Annotated in this window: 17 protein-coding genes, 1 tRNA gene and 1 pseudogene; 12 read left to right on the top strand and 7 right to left on the bottom strand. The window is 50.5% G+C overall.

The genetic code is table 11. The annotated features are described in order from the left end of the window. Positions 1 to 867 carry a bifunctional methylenetetrahydrofolate dehydrogenase/methenyltetrahydrofolate cyclohydrolase FolD gene (folD, locus tag LCS67_RS16025; protein WP_000729165.1) on the bottom strand — a complete coding sequence of 289 codons (867 nt, stop codon included), beginning with the start codon at positions 865 to 867 and terminating at the stop codon, positions 1 to 3. Between the two features lie 546 nt (positions 868 to 1,413). Here folD and fimA point away from each other — a divergent pair. The 6 genes from fimA (at position 1,414) to sfmF (ending at position 7,508) form a co-directional block, all read left to right on the top strand. Beyond that, the gene (gene fimA, locus LCS67_RS16020) at positions 1,414 to 1,971 is read left to right on the top strand and encodes a type 1 fimbrial protein subunit FimA (RefSeq protein WP_000681026.1); all 558 of its coding nucleotides are present in this window, start codon (positions 1,414 to 1,416) and stop codon (positions 1,969 to 1,971) included. Between the two features lie 74 nt (positions 1,972 to 2,045). Next, on the top strand, positions 2,046 to 2,579 hold the full coding sequence (gene fimI, locus LCS67_RS16015) for a type 1 fimbrial protein subunit FimI (RefSeq protein WP_000619614.1): 534 nt from the start codon (positions 2,046 to 2,048) through the stop codon (positions 2,577 to 2,579). A gap of 43 nt (positions 2,580 to 2,622) precedes the next feature. Further along, positions 2,623 to 3,315 carry a type 1 fimbria chaperone FimC gene (gene fimC / locus LCS67_RS16010; protein WP_001519112.1) on the top strand — a complete coding sequence of 231 codons (693 nt, stop codon included), beginning with the start codon at positions 2,623 to 2,625 and terminating at the stop codon, positions 3,313 to 3,315. Positions 3,316 to 3,345: 30 nt separating this feature from the next. Beyond that, positions 3,346 to 5,958 carry a fimbrial biogenesis usher protein gene (locus LCS67_RS16005; RefSeq protein WP_000754240.1) on the top strand — a complete coding sequence of 871 codons (2,613 nt, stop codon included), beginning with the start codon at positions 3,346 to 3,348 and terminating at the stop codon, positions 5,956 to 5,958. A gap of 14 nt (positions 5,959 to 5,972) precedes the next feature. Then, a complete protein-coding gene (fimH, locus tag LCS67_RS16000) occupies positions 5,973 to 6,980 on the top strand; it encodes a type 1 fimbria D-mannose specific adhesin FimH (protein WP_000708678.1) in 1,008 nt (335 codons plus the stop codon). 9 nt (positions 6,981 to 6,989) lie between these two features. After that, positions 6,990 to 7,508, top strand: coding sequence for a fimbria assembly protein (sfmF, locus tag LCS67_RS15995; protein WP_000603409.1), 519 nt, complete (start codon positions 6,990 to 6,992; stop codon positions 7,506 to 7,508). 45 nt (positions 7,509 to 7,553) lie between these two features. Here sfmF and fimZ read toward each other — a convergent pair whose 3' ends face one another. The 4 genes from fimZ to fimW form a co-directional block, all read right to left on the bottom strand. Beyond that, the gene (gene fimZ, locus LCS67_RS15990; RefSeq protein ID WP_000801271.1) at positions 7,554 to 8,186 is read right to left on the bottom strand and encodes a fimbria biosynthesis transcriptional regulator FimZ; all 633 of its coding nucleotides are present in this window, start codon (positions 8,184 to 8,186) and stop codon (positions 7,554 to 7,556) included. A 603-nt stretch (positions 8,187 to 8,789) separates the two neighbouring features. Further along, positions 8,790 to 9,512 (bottom strand): fimbria biosynthesis regulator FimY, encoded by a 723-nt coding sequence (gene fimY, locus LCS67_RS15985; RefSeq protein WP_001258113.1) that lies wholly within the window; start codon positions 9,510 to 9,512, stop codon positions 8,790 to 8,792. Between the two features lie 18 nt (positions 9,513 to 9,530). After that, entirely contained in the window at positions 9,531 to 9,842 is a 312-nt protein-coding gene (locus tag LCS67_RS15980) for a hypothetical protein (RefSeq protein WP_000226498.1), read from the bottom strand. A 161-nt stretch (positions 9,843 to 10,003) separates the two neighbouring features. Continuing rightward, entirely contained in the window at positions 10,004 to 10,600 is a 597-nt protein-coding gene (gene fimW / locus LCS67_RS15975) for a fimbria biosynthesis transcriptional regulator FimW (protein ID WP_000948629.1), read from the bottom strand. A gap of 254 nt (positions 10,601 to 10,854) precedes the next feature. On the opposite strand from fimW, the gene LCS67_RS15970 reads away from it, so the two are divergent. Both LCS67_RS15970 and LCS67_RS15965 read left to right on the top strand, forming a co-directional pair. After that, positions 10,855 to 10,931 (top strand) — tRNA-Arg (locus tag LCS67_RS15970). Between the two features lie 364 nt (positions 10,932 to 11,295). Continuing rightward, positions 11,296 to 11,397 (top strand): annotated as a pseudogene (locus tag LCS67_RS15965) (cation transporter); the annotation flags it as partial. Between the two features lie 50 nt (positions 11,398 to 11,447). On the opposite strand, the gene rclR reads toward LCS67_RS15965, so the two are convergent. Continuing rightward, positions 11,448 to 12,302 (bottom strand): reactive chlorine-specific transcriptional regulator RclR, encoded by an 855-nt coding sequence (rclR, locus tag LCS67_RS15960; protein WP_000339628.1) that lies wholly within the window; start codon positions 12,300 to 12,302, stop codon positions 11,448 to 11,450. A gap of 215 nt (positions 12,303 to 12,517) precedes the next feature. Here rclR and rclA point away from each other — a divergent pair, with 215 nt between their 5' ends. The 3 genes from rclA (at position 12,518) to rclC (ending at position 14,809) form a co-directional block, all read left to right on the top strand. Beyond that, complete coding sequence (gene rclA, locus LCS67_RS15955; protein ID WP_000195934.1) at positions 12,518 to 13,843, top strand: reactive chlorine resistance oxidoreductase RclA; 1,326 nt, start codon at positions 12,518 to 12,520, stop codon at positions 13,841 to 13,843. A gap of 156 nt (positions 13,844 to 13,999) precedes the next feature. Continuing rightward, positions 14,000 to 14,236 carry a reactive chlorine resistance periplasmic protein RclB gene (rclB, locus tag LCS67_RS15950; RefSeq protein ID WP_000922170.1) on the top strand — a complete coding sequence of 79 codons (237 nt, stop codon included), beginning with the start codon at positions 14,000 to 14,002 and terminating at the stop codon, positions 14,234 to 14,236. A 12-nt stretch (positions 14,237 to 14,248) separates the two neighbouring features. Next, positions 14,249 to 14,809, top strand: coding sequence for a reactive chlorine resistance membrane protein RclC (gene rclC / locus LCS67_RS15945; RefSeq protein ID WP_000362177.1), 561 nt, complete (start codon positions 14,249 to 14,251; stop codon positions 14,807 to 14,809). A 78-nt stretch (positions 14,810 to 14,887) separates the two neighbouring features. Here rclC and LCS67_RS15940 read toward each other — a convergent pair whose 3' ends face one another. After that, on the bottom strand, positions 14,888 to 16,063 hold the full coding sequence (locus LCS67_RS15940) for a DnaJ family molecular chaperone (RefSeq protein WP_001033453.1): 1,176 nt from the start codon (positions 16,061 to 16,063) through the stop codon (positions 14,888 to 14,890). Positions 16,064 to 16,388: 325 nt separating this feature from the next. Here LCS67_RS15940 and pheP point away from each other — a divergent pair, with 325 nt between their 5' ends. Further along, entirely contained in the window at positions 16,389 to 17,783 is a 1,395-nt protein-coding gene (pheP, locus tag LCS67_RS15935) for a phenylalanine transporter (protein ID WP_000786291.1), read from the top strand. The last annotated feature ends 38 nt before the right edge of the window (positions 17,784 to 17,821 follow it).

The following is a 17,821-nucleotide window of genomic DNA, read 5'->3' as shown; positions in this document are numbered from 1 at the left end:
TTATTTTCCTTGTGGATCGTGATATTCAATGCACGCCTGCAGCGTGTTTTCGATAAGCGTAGCGACCGTCATCGGGCCGACGCCGCCCGGTACTGGCGTGATGTATGACGCGCGCGCCGCGGCTTCGTCAAACACGACGTCGCCAACGACCTTGCCATTTTCCAGACGGTTAATACCGACATCAATCACAATTGCGCCTTCTTTAATCCATTCGCCGGGAATAAAGCCCGGTTTACCTACGGCGACAATGAGCAAATCAGCATGCTCGACATGGTGACGCAGATCTTTGGTAAAGCGGTGCGTAACGGTAGTCGTACAGCCAGCCAGCAGCAGCTCCATGCTCATCGGGCGTCCAACGATATTGGACGCGCCAATGACCACCGCATTCAGGCCGTAGGTATCAATATTGTAACGCTCAAGCAGGGTCACAATACCGCGGGGCGTACAGGGACGCAGGCGCGGCGCACGCTGGCACAGACGACCGACATTATAAGGATGAAAACCGTCTACGTCTTTATCTGGCGCGATACGCTCCAGCACTTTAACGTTGTCGATGCCTGCCGGTAAAGGCAACTGCACCAGAATACCGTCGATCGTGTTATCTGCATTCAGAGTATCGATAAGCGCCAGCAGTTCGGCTTCGCTGGTGGTTTCTGGCAGGTCATAGGAGCGGGAGACGAATCCCACTTCGTCGCACGCTTTACGTTTGCTTGCGACATAAATCTGTGAGGCCGGATTGCTGCCGACCAGCACTACAGCCAGGCCGGGAGCGCGAAGACCTGCTGCGACACGTGCCTGAACTTTTTGAGCAACCTCAGATCGCACCTGCTGCGCAATCGTTTTACCGTCAATAATCTTTGCTGCCATCAGAGAGAAGATTCCATCTGTTACTTCAAGTCAAAGGGGATAACGCTATTTTGTCAGAAGCGGGCCTCGCTGTCAGTTAACGTTTGTGTTTCCGATGCAAACGCGACGTCTCCCCCGTCTGTTGACGATACTGAGACGTGACCAGTAAGCGCGCCATGATTAACCAAAAAGAAACAATTCATCACCCTGGCTATGGTTACCGTAATCCCTCGTCGTTAATAGCATCGGGCGGCATAATGCGACATTTTATACAAAATAAGATTAGACCCTTCTTATATCCCAATAAGAATTAGCTTAGGTCATTAAAAGAGTTTGCGGCTATTTTTTATTTAGCGAAATGTTTAATTTATTACCGTGACGAAATGTCATATTCGCAAAGATTAATTACTGCGTCTGATACTCAGGGGAGAAACAGAAAACTAATTAATCTGCGATATCTATCTTTACAGGATGCAGAGATAACTTTTCTGACATGCTATGTCGATAATAATTCAAACGGAGCCGACAGGATGCCGAAACCGGGTGTGTGTAATTCAAGGGAAATCCATGAAACATAAATTAATGACCTCTACTATTGCGAGTCTGATGTTTGTCGCTGGCGCAGCGGTTGCGGCTGATCCTACTCCGGTGAGCGTGAGTGGCGGTACTATTCATTTCGAAGGTAAACTGGTTAATGCAGCCTGTGCCGTTAGCACTAAATCCGCCGATCAAACGGTGACGCTGGGTCAATACCGTACCGCCAGCTTTACGGCGATTGATGATACGACCGCGCAGGTGCCTTTCTCCATCGTCCTGAATGACTGCGATCCGAAAGTGGCGGCTACCGCTGCCGTGGCTTTCTCTGGTCAGGCAGATAACACCAACCCTAATTTGCTGGCTGTCTCCTCTGCGGACAATAGCACTACCGCAACCGGCGTCGGGATTGAGATTCTTGATAACACCTCCTCACCGTTGAAACCGGACGGCGCGACCTTCTCGGCGAAGCAGGCGCTGGTTGAAGGCACCAATACGCTGCGTTTTACCGCACGCTATAAGGCAACCGCCACCGCCACGACGCCAGGCCAGGCTAATGCCGACGCCACCTTTATCATGAAATACGAATAATCCCGTCTGGGAACGCCAGGGAAGGGAGGCGCCTCAACGGAAGAGGCTATCGGGGATAAAAGAGAACATAGCAGATGATAAGGAAAGGCGCGGCGCTAGTGGGGCTTGTTTTGATGTCGCCCGTTATTGCGCAGCCGGTAATGGTGGAGAGCGGGCGTATTCACCTGCGCGGACAACTGGTCAATGGCGGCTGCGCTGTCGCCACAGAAAGCCAGGATTTGCGCGTACTGATGGGACAGTACCGCACGAATGCGTTTACCGGTCCTGGCAGCTTCGCTCCCGTCAGCGTTCCATTTTCGTTACGGTTAATCTCCTGTAGCGCGGAGGTCTGGCGTCATGTCGGCATTGCGTTTGCCGGCGTTACGCCTGCGGAAGATCCCCATGTTTTTCTGGCCAGCGGCGAGGGTATCGGTAATGCCGGAATCGGCCTGGCATTATTTGATGACCAGCAGCGGCAAATCATACCTAACACGTTACCGCTTCATTACACGCCCATTTTAACGTCAGAAATGACTTTGCATTTTACTGCCCGCTATCGGGCAATTTCAGAAAATATGACGCCGGGACGAATTCATTCAGAAGTGTGGTTTACGCTGGTTTACCCATGAATTTTCTTGCCGACGTGACTCAATGCAAAAGGTATTTTTTACCATGCTGAATAGTATAAAATTAGGCTTTATTGTTCTTCTCACGTTATTTACTTCGCTGAACGTACAGGCGGCGGGGGGGATTGCATTAGGCGCCACGCGCGTTATTTATCCCTCGGCGGCGAAACAGACTTCTCTGGCAATCAGTAATAGCGATACTCAAGAACGTTACCTCGTCAATTCATGGATCGAAAATAGCGCCGGGCAGAAAGAAAAAACGTTTATCGTTACGCCGCCTTTATTCGTCAGCGAACCCAAAAGCGAAAACACGCTGCGTATTATCTACGCCGGGCAACCGCTACCCGGGGATCGGGAGTCGTTATTCTGGATGAACGTGAAAGCCATCCCGTCGGTCGATAAAAGTCATATTGAAGGAAAAAACGTTCTGCAACTGGCGATTCTGTCGCGCATCAAACTGTTCGTGCGTCCGGCGAATTTGCCGCAGACGCCGGAAGACGCGCCGACCTTGCTGAAATTTTCCCGTGTTGGCAACCATCTCAAGATAACCAACCCATCTGCTTATTACCTCACGCTGGTCAATATCAGCGTGGGCGCGAAAAAGATTGATAACGTGATGATCGCGCCAAAAAGCGACATGCAAATTCCCTTACCGACTGGCGCGCAGGGCAGCGTGACATTTCAGACCGTCAATGATTACGGCGCATTGACGTCGGCGACAACGGCCAGTCTCGGTTAAGCAGAGAGCGTGAAGCCACACGAGAACACGATGAAGAAGACAACCTGGTTTGTAGGGCGATTTCCCGGCTATGTATCACCGTTAAGCGGCGTGGCGCTGTCGGTGCTGGCGGCGCTGTGTCCGCTGACGAGCCGCGGCGAAAGTTATTTCAACCCTGCGTTTTTGTCGGCGGATACCGCGTCTGTGGCGGATTTATCTCGCTTTGAAAAAGGTAATCATCAGCCTCCCGGTATTTACCGGGTGGATATCTGGCGTAACGACGAATTCGTAGCGACGCAGGATATCCGTTTTGAGGCGGGCGCCGTGGGCGCCGGCGATAAATCCGGCGGCCTGATGCCTTGTTTTACACCGGAGTGGATTAAACGGCTGGGCGTGAATACCGCGGCGTTCCCTGTCTCAGATAAAGGCGTCGATACCACGTGTATTCACCTTCCTGAGAAAATCCCGGGCGCGGAGGTCGCGTTCGATTTCGCGTCGATGCGCTTAAATATTAGCTTGCCGCAGGCGTCATTGCTCAACAGCGCGCGTGGCTATATCCCGCCGGAGGAGTGGGATGAAGGGATACCCGCCGCACTCATTAATTACAGTTTTACCGGTAGCCGCGGAACAGACAGCGATAGCTATTTTTTGAGTCTGTTGAGTGGTTTGAACTATGGCCCCTGGCGGCTGCGTAATAACGGAGCCTGGAACTATTCGAAGGGGGACGGCTATCATTCGCAACGCTGGAACAACATTGGCACCTGGGTACAGCGCGCCATCATTCCGCTAAAAAGCGAACTGGTCATGGGGGACAGCAATACCGGGAACGATGTTTTCGATAGCGTCGGCTTTCGCGGAGCGCGGCTGTACTCTTCTGACAATATGTATCCCGATAGCCTGCAAGGCTACGCCCCCACGGTCAGAGGGATCGCCCGGACGGCGGCAAAGCTGACGATACGACAGAACGGGTATGTTATCTACCAAAGCTATGTGTCGCCGGGCGCGTTTGCGATTACCGATCTTAATCCTACCTCTTCCAGCGGCGACCTTGAGGTGACGGTAGATGAAAAAGACGGTAGCCAACAACGTTACACGGTGCCTTACTCTACCGTTCCGCTATTGCAGCGTGAGGGCAGGGTGAAGTATGACCTGGTGGCCGGGGATTTTCGCAGCGGCAATAGTCAGCAGTCTTCGCCATTCTTTTTCCAGGGAACGGTGATTGCCGGCCTGCCTGCGGGGCTGACGGCTTACGGCGGTACGCAACTTGCCGATCGTTACCGTGCCGTGGTGGTCGGGGCGGGGCGAAATTTGGGCGACTGGGGAGCCGTGTCGGTCGATGTCACACATGCGCGTAGCCAACTGGCAGATGACAGCACCCATCAGGGGCAATCGTTGCGTTTTCTGTACGCCAAATCGCTGAATAATTACGGGACTAATTTTCAATTGCTGGGTTACCGCTATTCCACGCGCGGATTTTACACCCTGGATGATGTGGCATACCGCAGTATGGAAGGGTACGACTACGAATACGATAGCGACGGACGCCGCCATAAAGTGCCGGTGGCGCAGAGCTACCACAATCTCCGTTACAGCAAAAAAGGCCGCTTTCAGGTCAATATTTCGCAAAACCTGGGGGATTACGGGTCACTGTATCTTTCCGGCAGTCAACAAAATTACTGGAATACGGCGGATACCAATACCTGGTATCAACTGGGATACGCCAGTGGATGGCATGGCATAAGTTATTCGCTGTCATGGTCGTGGAGCGAGTCGGTGGGGATCTCAGGCGCCGACCGCATTCTGGCATTCAATATGTCCGTTCCGTTTAGCATTCTGACCGGACGGCGCTATGCGCGCGACACTATTCTTGATCGTACTTATGCCACGTTTAACGCCAACCGCAACCGCGACGGCGACAATAGCTGGCAGACCGGCGTGGGCGGCACGCTTCTGGAAGGACGTAATCTGAGCTACAGCGTGACGCAGGGGCGTAGCAGTAGCAATGGTTATAGCGGCAGCGCCAGCGCTAGCTGGCAGGCGACGTATGGCACGCTGGGCGTGGGATATAACTACGATCGCGATCAGCATGACTATAACTGGCAACTTTCCGGCGGCGTGGTCGGTCATGCGGATGGTATTACGTTTAGCCAACCGTTGGGCGATACCAATGTCTTGATTAAAGCGCCGGGAGCGAAAGGCGTGCGCATCGAAAACCAGACCGGCGTGAAAACGGACTGGCGGGGCTATGCGGTAATGCCCTACGCCACGGTATATCGCTATAACCGCGTCGCGTTAGATACCAACACGATGGACAACCATACCGATGTCGAGAATAACGTCAGCAGCGTGGTGCCGACAGAGGGCGCGCTGGTGCGGGCCGCTTTTGATACGCGGATAGGCGTAAGGGCCATCATTACCGCGAGGCTTGGCGGACGTCCGTTACCGTTTGGCGCGATAGTACGAGAAACCGCCAGCGGCATTACCAGTATGGTCGGCGATGACGGGCAAATTTATCTGAGCGGCTTGCCGCTAAAAGGTGAACTGTTCATCCAGTGGGGAGAGGGGAAAAACGAGCGTTGTATCGCCCCTTACGCCCTGGCGGAGGATAGTCTGAAGCAGGCGATTACGATAGCCAGCGCGACCTGTATCCGTCCGGCATCATAAAAGGAAAAATAGAGATGAAAATATACTCAGCGCTATTGCTGGCGGTGACCTCGCTCTTTTTCACCCATCCCGCGCTGGCGACGGTTTGCCGCAATTCAAACGGGACGGCGACCGATATCTTTTACGACCTGTCAGATGTTTTCACCAGCGGCAATAATCAGCCGGGACAGGTGGTTACGTTGCCGGAAAAATCAGGTTGGGTCGGCGTAAACGCGACGTGCCCGGCGGGGACAACGGTAAATTATACCTACCGAAGCTATGTATCAGAATTACCGGTACGAAGCACCGAAGGAAATTTTAAATACCTCAAGTTGAATGACTACCTTCTGGGCGCGATGAGCATAACCGATAGTGTCGCTGGCGTATTTTATCCGCCCCGTAACTATATTCGCATGGGCGTCGACTCTAACGTGTCGCAGCAAATGCCGTTTGGCGTGCAGGACTCAAAGCTGGTTTTTAAATTAAAAGTGATACGGCCTTTTATTAATATGGTGACGATCCCTCGCCAGACAATGTTTACCGTCTATGTGACGACCTCTACCGGCGACGCGTTGAGCACGCCGGTGTATACCATTAGCTACAGCGGCAAAGTGGAAGTGCCGCAAAACTGCGAAGTGAATGCCGGACAGGTCGTGGAGTTTGATTTCGGCGATATCGGCGCGTCGTTATTTAGTCAGGCGGGAGCGGGTAATCGTCCGCAAGGCGTCACGCCGCAAACGAAAACCATCGCTATCAAATGTACCAACGTCGCGGCGCAGGCCTATTTATCGATGCGGCTTGAAGCCGAAAAGGCCTCAGGGCAGGCGATGGTGTCCGATAATCCGGATTTAGGTTTTGTAGTTGCTAATAGCAACGGTACACCGCTCACACCCAATAATTTGTCGAGTAAAATTCCGTTTCATCTTGATGATAACGCCGCCGCTCGCGTAGGTATTCGCGCCTGGCCGATCAGCGTGACGGGGAATAAACCGGCGGAAGGGCCGTTTACTGCGCGCGGCTATCTACGAGTCGATTATGATTAAGGAGGCATAATGATCCTTCGGCGCGTTTTCATCGCTATCGGTTGTGTTTTGTTAAGCCCGCTGAGTCAGGCCACCTCATCTCTGGGCGAAGTGAATATTGAACTGCGCGGTAACGTGGTGGATTTTACCTGCGCCGTGGTGGCGGGCGACAGTAACAAGTCGGTTAATCTCGGCACCTGGCCGACAAAACAGCTTCACGCCGTCGGTGACGCCACGCAACCGGTAGCCTTTAGCCTAAAACTTGAAGGTTGCCCGCCGGGGTCGGCGTCTATAACGTTTTCCGGGACGCCAGCGCCTGGCACGGCATTACTGGCGCTTGCTGATACGGCAATGGCGCAAAAACTGGCGATTGAAATTCGCGATGGCGATCAACGTCGATTGCCACTTGAACAGGCCAGCAAGGCCGTCGATATTGACAACAACGGCAATGCTACCCTGAAATTCTATGCGAACTATATCGCCTTAGCCGATGGCGTGCAGCCCGGACTTGCTAACGCGGATGCGACTTTCCTGATCAATTACAATTAATGCCCGTTATTGTGTCTCCCGAACGATAATTCGCCGGGAGTACCTTTACAATAATTCGTGTGATTTGGCGTAATCGATAAGCTCAACGATAGAGTGAAGGCCAAGTTTAGAAAATATATTGGCCTTATGCGCGCTGATAGTCTTGTTACTCAATAAAAGTTGCTCGGCAATTTCTTTGTTAGACATTCCATTGGCCAGATAGCGCAGCACGGTGACTTCGCGGTTAGAAAGTGGCATATCATGGTGCCCGCCTTTGGGGGGACGGGCATTACTGATAAAGTTAAGCGTCTCAGATGGAAAAAAAGAATAGCCGGATAAAATCATTTTTACCGCATTATAAATATCATTGAGGTCTTTGCGTTTACTTACAAATCCGTTTGCGCCCGCTCTTATTGCTCTTCCGGCATAAAAAGCCTCTGATTTTGACGATAAAAAAAGTATCCGGGTATGTTCCTGGATAGATTTGATTCGTTTAAGTAAGGTAAAGCCGTCGGTGCCCGGTAATTCAATATCCAGAATGACAAGGTCAACAGGATAAGTGCGCAGATACTCTATCGCTGTTCGGCTATCATCCGTTTTCAGGACAACCTGAATATTGCTATTTTTACCGAGTAAAACTTCGATCGACATTCTTACAATAGGGTGTTCGTCCATAATGATAACAGATGCAGGTTTCATTGTTGTATGCCTCAGACTGTTATGCGTCCTTCGTTTTAGAATAAGCGTCAGACACCTTAAAGATTGTGAAATAGCCAGATCTACACACCACACAGTGGAGCAATAATAAAGAATGAGACATCCCTGTTGACTGGCTATTTTGCGTAAGAGTAATAAATATGTGGAATATCCATTTCGCACCAACAAAAAAGAAATTTCTGATTAAGTAAAAACAATATGGATTATACCTGGTCTGATTTCTCGGAAAAGTCTTGCGAAATGCGAATTATGGATAGCGGGTAGGATGTTCTGTGGCGTTATAGAAAATTTGTTCGTGGTAGAGCTATTTTCTTTAGAGTTGACATTGAGTAGTTTAAACTGTTGTTTTTAAGTATAAAAATAATATGAAAGACTAATTGTTTAGTATTTGTTATGTAACAACAGAAAGATGTTGACGCTGGAGACCTCAAAAAACGAGGAGGGACAGGGGACGATGTAAGAAAAAAATTTTTATCGCTTACCAGGACGAGTTGTAAATATTAATTTTATGTGAAATATTTACATTTAATGGAAGTGAAAATAAGTAATTTCTTAAAAAATCTTATTCACCAAAACGTTACTCCGTTAAAAAATATCGTGGAAAGTAACGTTTAGCTGCTGGATCAGCCGAAGAAAGCTTTGCCTGTGGGGAAGGTTAAGGAGGGTGATAAGTTGTTTAAGCCGGTAAACTACACGATGATAAGGTACGCTTTGCTGACGTGCTATTTCTTTTAAAGAGGCGCCTTGCGCTAAAGTTTCAATCATCAACCAGTCAGTACGGCTAAAGCTTTCCGATAAGCGAGGTTTAGCGGCTGATAACAAGGCTTCGCGTACTGAAGCCAGATTTTGTCGTCGTGACAGAACAAAAAAACGCCCAGCCATACGGATAAACTGTGTTATAGCGGCGGTTTTATCTGATACCAGCAGGTAAATCTGGATATCGCTTTGTTGCCAACTGAGCGCGCGTAGCTGGTTAAGCGCCTCAATACAGGAGACAGGTAGCGTCTCCATATCTACAATCAGTTGTCTGAGCGACCCCTTTTCAATCCACAAAGAAATGTCATCTAATGAGCGGAATGCTGCGGTACGTTTTCCGGAAAATAAGTAGTGACTCAATGAATAGCCGAGGTAGTTATCAGTTGTAATTATTGCCTGGGAAATGATACCAACCGGCAAGGCATAATTAAGCTGTTGGTCCAGTAACTCAAGGCGATCAAATATCTGCGGCGTTGGAGAGTGATAACGGCAGGCGCAGTCTTTGGCATTTCTTAAACGGCGGTGTCTTTCCCTGCGTGGTACGCTGCGCATCCTGCTTTTTCCATTGCTCTAATATATATCTGGTAATATGGCTGGCCATAAATAACCTTGTCCCATCGTTGCACCAGCGTAAAAAGCAATGCTTCGTTGCTCTGATGTTTCAATGCCTTCCATCAGCATTAACTGCTGAAAAAAAACTTCGCTATCATGTTCTGACGAAAGTTGCGTCAGGACCTCATAGCCGATTAATTGCGCAGTTGAGAGATGAACGATTGGCTCAGATTTTAACAATCCGCTGTTGAGATATGAATGGCGTGTTGGCGAAGATGCCAGGTGTGGGGGATTTATCCTTTCCTTTAATAAAGTACCCTGTGCCACCAAACACTCCTCCAGGCATTTATGATGCAGCCATATATTTTCGACCCCTGAATCTATCAGGATATTATGGGCATCATTGTGGCAGCGTTAAAAAAATGCCTGTAGGTATCGTTACTTAATTATTGGTGAGATATTTCGTAAGCCTTGTAAAAAGTTAAGTGAGTTTACTTACTGAGTAAGAAATGAAGGTTAACTCTAATATACTTTAAAAACTGCTGCTCCGTTTTAACATGTAATTTTCGCATAATGCTCCGGCGGAGTGACTTTGTCTGCTCTTCAGAAAGCGAAAGTAAAGCGGCCGTTTCGCTTAAATGATAACCGCTGGCGATCAGTTTTAATAAGTGACGTTCTGTTACTGAAAAATGACGAGTCGTGCAATAGTGGCAAATGCCAGAAGGGACGCTATGTCGAAGCGCTCGCTTATGTAAGATCAATATCATTTTCCGGGTAATTTCTTCAACATCATCTTCCCGATAAATATGCGGCAGCATATACAGACATGGTCTGAACATGAGCTTTTCTTTATCGCATTTATTACAAATAATTACCCGTAGCTGATGTTGGGTATGCATAGGTATCTGGTAACAGCCTGCGCTGAACCAATCATCATCCAGGGCCAGGAAAGCGATATCGGCATTATCTATCTCTTCTGGCGGCAGAAAGTCAATTTTCTGCTGCCATTGATTCGCCAGACGCGTCATGATGATTTTCAACCCATGCTCAAAGTGACTGTTTTGTTCCTTAATAGCGATACTCAGCATAAAAAATATCCTACACGGCAGGTGAATCATGGTGAAATATTAAAGAAACTGATTGATTATCTAAATACTGGCGGCCTTAATTCCCACTTTATGCGTGCTGAGATGTGTCCAGGCGATTTCCTGGAACCTGGCATTGCGCCAGAAAAGACGATATTCGTACACTTAGTCAGCAACCAGAACAAAAGCCATTGACTCAGGAGTACCTGACCGTATAATTCTCGCGTTTCGTCTACACGAAGTCTTCACTTCACAAGGCGCCCTTAGCTCAGTTGGATAGAGCAACGGCCTTCTAAGCCGTGGGTCGCAGGTTCGAATCCTGCAGGGCGCGCCATTGATAAATCAAGCAGTTACATCAAAAAAACTATCATCTAAAATTATCCTGCAGTGTAAGTATCAGGGTAAGTTTTAAATCATCCCTGTATTTGCGCATTATCTCGCAACAGGTGTCGTTACGGGTGCTGTTTTATTTCCCTCAAATACAACGCTGAACTGTTTGTAATCAAATAAAAATTTATGCTTCTCTAAAAAAGAGTCGGGTCATTGTGATTCCGTCTTGCTGCTTAGTCTGTCAACCGCTGTATTTTTCGGGATTATCGCCTACGTAGAGCGTCTATTAGTGTTGAGACCGCCACGGGGCAGGTTGCAGAGTCGACGTAAGGGAAGCGTTATTGAACATTACCAGCGTTCCCTTTGCGATGATCGGCGGCATGATTACCGCGCCGTTGCTGTCGCTGTTCATCATTCCGGCAGCCTACAAGCTGATGTGGCTGCGCAGGCATCGTCGCCTTGCGGCATAACGTGTGTCGCCCGCCTGCGGCGTCAAACTGCAGGCGGGTTCAGCCTACGTTTATCGTCCGAGCGCGTTGACCCGTTTGCGGTATTCGCCTGGTGTACAACCGAATTCACGGACAAACGCTTTGTGAAAAGAAGATTCGCTCGCATAACCTACCGACTCGGCAATCACCATCACCGGCAGCGCTTCACGCGACAGGGTCTGGGCGGCGATTTGCAGGCGCAGCGTTGTTAACACGGCTAAGGGCGTCGTCGCGGACACGTCGCGAAATAGCTGGGCGAAGCTCGCCCGCGACATGTGTACCCGTTGCGCCAGCGTTTCGACCGTCCAGGGATGCGCCGGTGTTTCCAGCATGTGAAGGATCACGCGGCCCAGCCGGGGATGCAGCAATAAATTGAGCACGCTTTTCGCTGTGCCAGCCTGCGATAGCCAGTCGCGAACGGCGAGGGTAAACAGCGTGGCGCACTGCTGACTGTATAAGACCTCAGTGCCAGGTAAATGGCGTTCTGACTCCTGCTGTAACAGCAAAATGGCGGCGTTAAGCCAGATACTGGCGGGGCTATGCGGCGGCGGGGCAAGACATAACACTTCCGGCAACGCGGTAAGGAAATAACGTGACGTCGTGTGCAGACGTAGACTACCGCACACGATATGTGTCGGTGCTTCGCCAGACTGGCGCAAACGGTGGGCGGAGTTTTGCGGCAGAATCACCACCTTTCCCGGCGTAAGCGTCATGGCGTCGCCGGTAGGCATTTCCAGTTGCGCTTCGCCCTGCGTAACGGTATGCCAGCGAATCACCGATAGTTCGCCAGCGGCGTGCGGCAACTGCCAGTCGCCGCCTAACGGGCAATTCTTGTCGATTGAGCCCTGAGGGGCGTTAAGCGTCAATAGCCGACTAAGCGCATCCATATAGACTCCAGAACAGATTCTTTTTCAAAAATAGGGATAACCATTTCTGTCTATTTTCACTATATTTCGGACTTGATGTCATTTCTACTCTTGTTTTTGCTAACCGCCAATTTAGACGATAAGACAAAAAATGACGCGTTGCAGATAACCCTGTCTTTTTTGACGTTACTTATACTTGTCCTGACAAACAGATGGTGATTTGGCGGAGAAAGAAGATGACACAGTATCAGGCGCTCATTATTGGTTTTGGCAAGGCAGGAAAAACGTTGGCGGCAACTCTGGCGAAGACGGGATGGCGCGTGGCGATTATCGAACAGTCCGCCAGTATGTTCGGCGGAACCTGCATCAACATTGGCTGTATTCCAACGAAAACGCTGGTGCATGATGCGGAACGTGAGGGCGATTTTTCTGTCGCCATGCAACGCAAAGCGGCGGTCGTAAATTTTTTACGCGACAAAAATTTTCATAATCTTGCCGACCTGGACAATGTCGATGTGATTGAGGGAAGGGCAGAGTTTATTGATAACCATACCTTACGGGTATTTCAGGCGGACGGCGAGCGGGTGTTACGGGGAGAAAAGATCTTCATTAATACTGGCGCAGAGTCGGTGATCCCGGCTATTACGGGCTTAACAACGACGGCAGGGGTGTTCGATAGCACCGGGCTACTCAGCCTGAGCCAGCGTCCGGCGCGGCTGGGGATTTTAGGCGGCGGTTATATTGGCCTTGAATTTGCCTCAATGTTCGCCAACTTCGGTACGAAGGTCACTATCTTTGAAGCAGCGCCGCAATTCCTGCCTCGTGAAGATCGGGATATCGCGCAGGCAATTACCCGCATTTTACAGGAAAAGGGCGTCGAGCTGATTTTAAACGCCAACGTACAGGCCGTATCCTCAAGGGAGGGCGCGGTACAAGTAGAAACGCCGGAAGGCGCGCATCTTGTGGATGCCCTGCTGGTGGCGTCGGGGCGAAAACCGGCGACGGCTGGCTTACAGTTGCAGAACGCCGGCGTGGCGGTGAACGAACGCGGCGGGATCATCGTGGATGATTACCTGCGTACCACGGCGGACAATATCTGGGCGACGGGCGACGTTACCGGTGGGTTGCAGTTTACCTATATTTCACTGGATGATTTTCGTATTGTACGCGACGGATTATTAGGAGATGGCAAACGCAGTACCCGCGATCGCCAGAACGTTCCGTATTCCGTCTTTATGACGCCGCCGCTCTCTCGTGTCGGGCTGACGGAAGAACAAGCGCGGGCAAGCGGCGCAACGGTGCAGGTGGTGACATTACCGGTGGCGGCGATCCCTCGCGCCCGTGTTATGAACGATACCCGTGGCGTACTAAAAGCGGTAGTGGACGTGAATACGCAGCGTATTGTAGGGGTGTCATTGTTATGCGTCGATTCTCATGAAATGATTAATATCGTTAAAACCGTTATGGATGCAGATTTACCTTATACGGTGTTACGCGACCAGATATTTACCCATCCTACAATGAGTGAGTCTTTAAACGATCTCTTCTCTCTCATTAAGTAAAACATAAATAACGTAGCCCTGTTAATCAGGGCTTTTTTTTGCCTGTCAGGCTATAAAAATACGCCAGGACAAATATGCTGGCGTCTGAAAGAAAAGGCTTTAGTCAGGCGTAACGTATTATAACACCATTGAAATAACCCACGACTGGAAATCTCGATGTTAAAAGTTACCACACTTATTGCTTCATTATTGGCTGCGCCGCTGGCGTTTTCCGCCTCCGCCCAGCCGCTAACTGACGTTGAATATATCAGCGTTTCTGCGGTGTCAGCAACGCCGTCAATGCTTGAGGACGCTATTGCCAGACTGGCGCAAAGTAAACAGGCGTCGTCATGGAAAATTACGTCCATGCGTATTGATAATACGGGTTACGCCACTGCGATATTATATAAATAAGGAGAGCCTGAGATGGATAAATATCTTCGTCTGTTAAGTCAGGGGGATCGGCTGGGATTAACATTAATTCGCCTGAGTATCGCCATCGTTTTTATCTGGATTGGACTACTAAAATTTGTGCCCTATGAGGCAGACAGTATTACCCCGTTTGTGGCGAACAGCCCGTTTATGTCTTTTTTCTATGAACATCCTGAAGAATATCGTCAGCATCTGACTCATGAGGGCGAACTAAAACCGGAGGAACGCGCCTGGCAAACGGCCAATAATACGTATGCGTTTTCGGATGGTCTGGGCGTGGTGGAATTGATTATCGCGGCGCTGGTACTGGCCAACCCTGTTAGCCGCTGGTTAGGGCTGGCAGGCGGCGTGCTGGCATTCCTGACGCCATTTGTCACGCTGTCGTTTTTAATCACCACGCCGGAGGCCTGGGTTATGCCGCTGGGCGATGCGCATTATGGTTTTCCGTATTTATCGGGCGCCGGACGGCTGGTATTAAAAGATACGTTAATGCTGGCAGGTGCGGTGATGATCATGGCGGACTCCGCCCGTTCGTTACTTTTACAGCGACAGTAGCGACCCTCTTACCCTCTTTATGCCGCGATTCGTCGGATGGCGCTTGCGCCATCCGACAATGTGTTGATGAATGATGGACTACCCTGACAGAAGTTCCTGTTCCACCTGTTGAACCTGCGCCTCCAGCGTATTGCGAATTTCGGTTAGCGCCCGTTCCTGCTCGGAGAAATAGGCTTCCTTATCCGCAACGGAAGAGGCGAGCCGCCAGGCGTTTTCCGTTTCCAGTTGCGTTATCTCTTTCAACAGCGCGTCGATTTGCGTGCGGAGCTGGCGTATTTTATGGCGCAGATGTTCCAGGTTATTTAGCCTGTCGCTTGCCATCATCGGTTCCAGACCGCTTTGCAGCTGCGTCAATAACGCGCGAATTGCCGCCAGATCGGCATTCTGCCGCGCCTGATTAAGCTGTACCATCATCTGGTGCGCTTTTTCTTTTAATTCATCGGCGACCACATCCGGGTGACACAGGCGGCTGGCCTGACGCCACAAACGTTTTAATTCATTGCGTTCGTCAGCCGACAAACGTTGATCGCGGGCGTAGCGGAATTGCGCTTCCTGCTGCTGCTCCCGGTACTGGTGATAGTCCTGTTCCGCATTTTCCTGCGCCTGGCGGAATGCGCTGTCGTCCTGATGGGAAAAATCCGCTTCCAGCTCGCGAATTTCCGCCAGCAACGCGGTAATTAATTCCGTCTGCTGCTGGATTCGCTGACGGATGCCCACCGCTTCGCGCGAGGCGGCATTCAATCCTGTCCACTGCTGTTTTAGCGTTGCCAGTTGATCCACGGCCTGGGAAATAAATTGCAGGCAGGATTGATAATCCTTTTCCCGGCGTTTTATTTCGGCCTCTTGCTTACGCTGCATACTCACCGCGAGCTGTTTACGCAACTCCAGAATACGGCTCATCAACGGCCCGAGACGCAGATGATAGAGGTCGTTGAAATCGTCGAGGATTTGTACCCGCGCATTTCGTTTGTCAATCAGATCGCGAAGCTGGGCTTCAAGCGCTTTCAGCTCCAGTTTACTGGCGGCAATAGAGGGATCTTGCCACGTCGAGAGCGCCCGTTGAGCCTGTAGCCAGGCGGCGATCTCTTGCATGGCGTCACTGAATCGACGAGCTTCAATCGCCTGGGCAATCGCGCTGATTACGGCATCCTGCGGCTCATTTTTCAGGTAGATGAGCTGCTGACGGATAATCTCTTCGTCCTCAAGTTCAATGGCGCTTTTGATGATCTCTAAACGTTTGATGATCTTATTCATGACGTTGATGCCTGGCGTGGCTCAAAAACGGATAACAGATACCAGGTCTGATTCACCTTTTTGAAAATACTGAAAAAATACTAAATGTATTCTGTAGGGTGTCGTACTTTTCGTCCAGAGTTATTCACATGTTTTATACTCGGCGTCTGTCACCCGTAACGTTCTATATCGGCGCGCACTCTTTTCTTTTTACTCCCCGCGACATCTTTTTTTACACGATAACGTTAACGTCCGGAGTTGAGCCTTGACAAACGATTGCGCCTTGCGGCAGCGAGAGCGAAATGTTAAAAGGTGCCCCTCAATAAAAACGATACAGGGGTAGGACGTGAAAAACGCGTCAACTGCATCCGGCGCCAGCGTGTCGGATGCCGCGTCGAAGAATGAACCGACGCTTCAACGGGGGTTGCAAAACCGCCATATTCAGCTAATTGCGCTGGGCGGCGCCATTGGCACCGGACTGTTTCTGGGCATCGGCCCGGCGATTCAAATGGCGGGGCCGGCTGTTTTGTTGGGCTATGGCGTTGCCGGGATTATCGCTTTTCTCATTATGCGCCAGTTGGGTGAAATGGTTGTGGAAGAGCCGGTTTCCGGATCGTTTGCCCACTTCGCCTGGAAATATTGGGGGCCGTTTGCGGGCTTTTTGTCGGGCTGGAACTATTGGGTCATGTTTGTGCTGGTCGGGATGGCGGAGCTGACCGCGGCGGGCATCTATATGCAGTACTGGCTGCCTGACGTACCAACATGGGTATGGGCGGCGGTGTTTTTTATTATCATTAATGCCGTGAATCTGGTGAACGTTCGTCTGTATGGCGAAACGGAATTCTGGTTCGCGCTGATTAAAGTGCTAGCGATTATCGGCATGATAGGTTTTGGTCTGTGGCTGCTGTTCTCCGGCCACGGCGGCGAACATGCCAGCATTGATAACCTCTGGCGTTATAACGGTTTCTTCGCTACCGGTTGGCATGGTTTGCTTCTGTCGCTGGCGGTGATTATGTTTTCTTTTGGCGGACTGGAGCTGATCGGCATTACTGCGGCGGAAGCGCGCGATCCGCAAAAAAGCATCCCGAAAGCGGTGAATCAGGTGGTATACCGTATTTTGCTGTTCTACATCGGTTCGCTGGTGGTGTTGCTGGCGCTCTATCCGTGGGTAGAGGTGAAATCCAATAGCAGCCCTTTTGTAATGATCTTCCATAACCTGGACAGTAATGTGGTGGCTTCGGCGTTGAATTTCGTTATTCTGGTCGCGTCGCTTTCGGTGTATAACAGCGGCGTTTATTCGAATAGCCGAATGCTGTTCGGCCTGTCCGTACAAGGCAACGCGCCGAAATTTTTAACCCGCGTCAGCCATCGCGGCGTGCCGGTGAACTCGCTGATACTTTCCGGAGCGATTACCTCGCTGGTGGTGCTGATCAACTATCTGTTGCCGCAAAAAGCGTTTAGCCTGTTGATGGCGCTGGTTGTCGCGACGCTATTGCTAAACTGGATAATGATCTGTCTCGCGCATTTACGTTTTCGCGCGGCGATGCGTCGTAAAGGGCGCGAGACGCAATTTAAGGCGCTGTTCTATCCCGCCGGAAACTATTTGTGCATTGCGTTTCTGGCGCTGATTCTGGTGTTAATGTGTACGATGGACGATATGCGATTGTCGGCGATTTTGCTGCCGGTATGGATTGTATTCCTGTTTATCGCGTTTACAGTTTTGCGCCGTAAGGCTCATTAACTTTTTTGCCCGATCCCATGCTCATGCGATCGGGCAAT

The organism is Salmonella sp. A7, from assembly GCF_020181675.1.
Taxonomy (GTDB): domain Bacteria; phylum Pseudomonadota; class Gammaproteobacteria; order Enterobacterales; family Enterobacteriaceae; genus Salmonella; species Salmonella enterica.
This window is presented reverse-complemented; position numbering and strand designations above follow the sequence as displayed.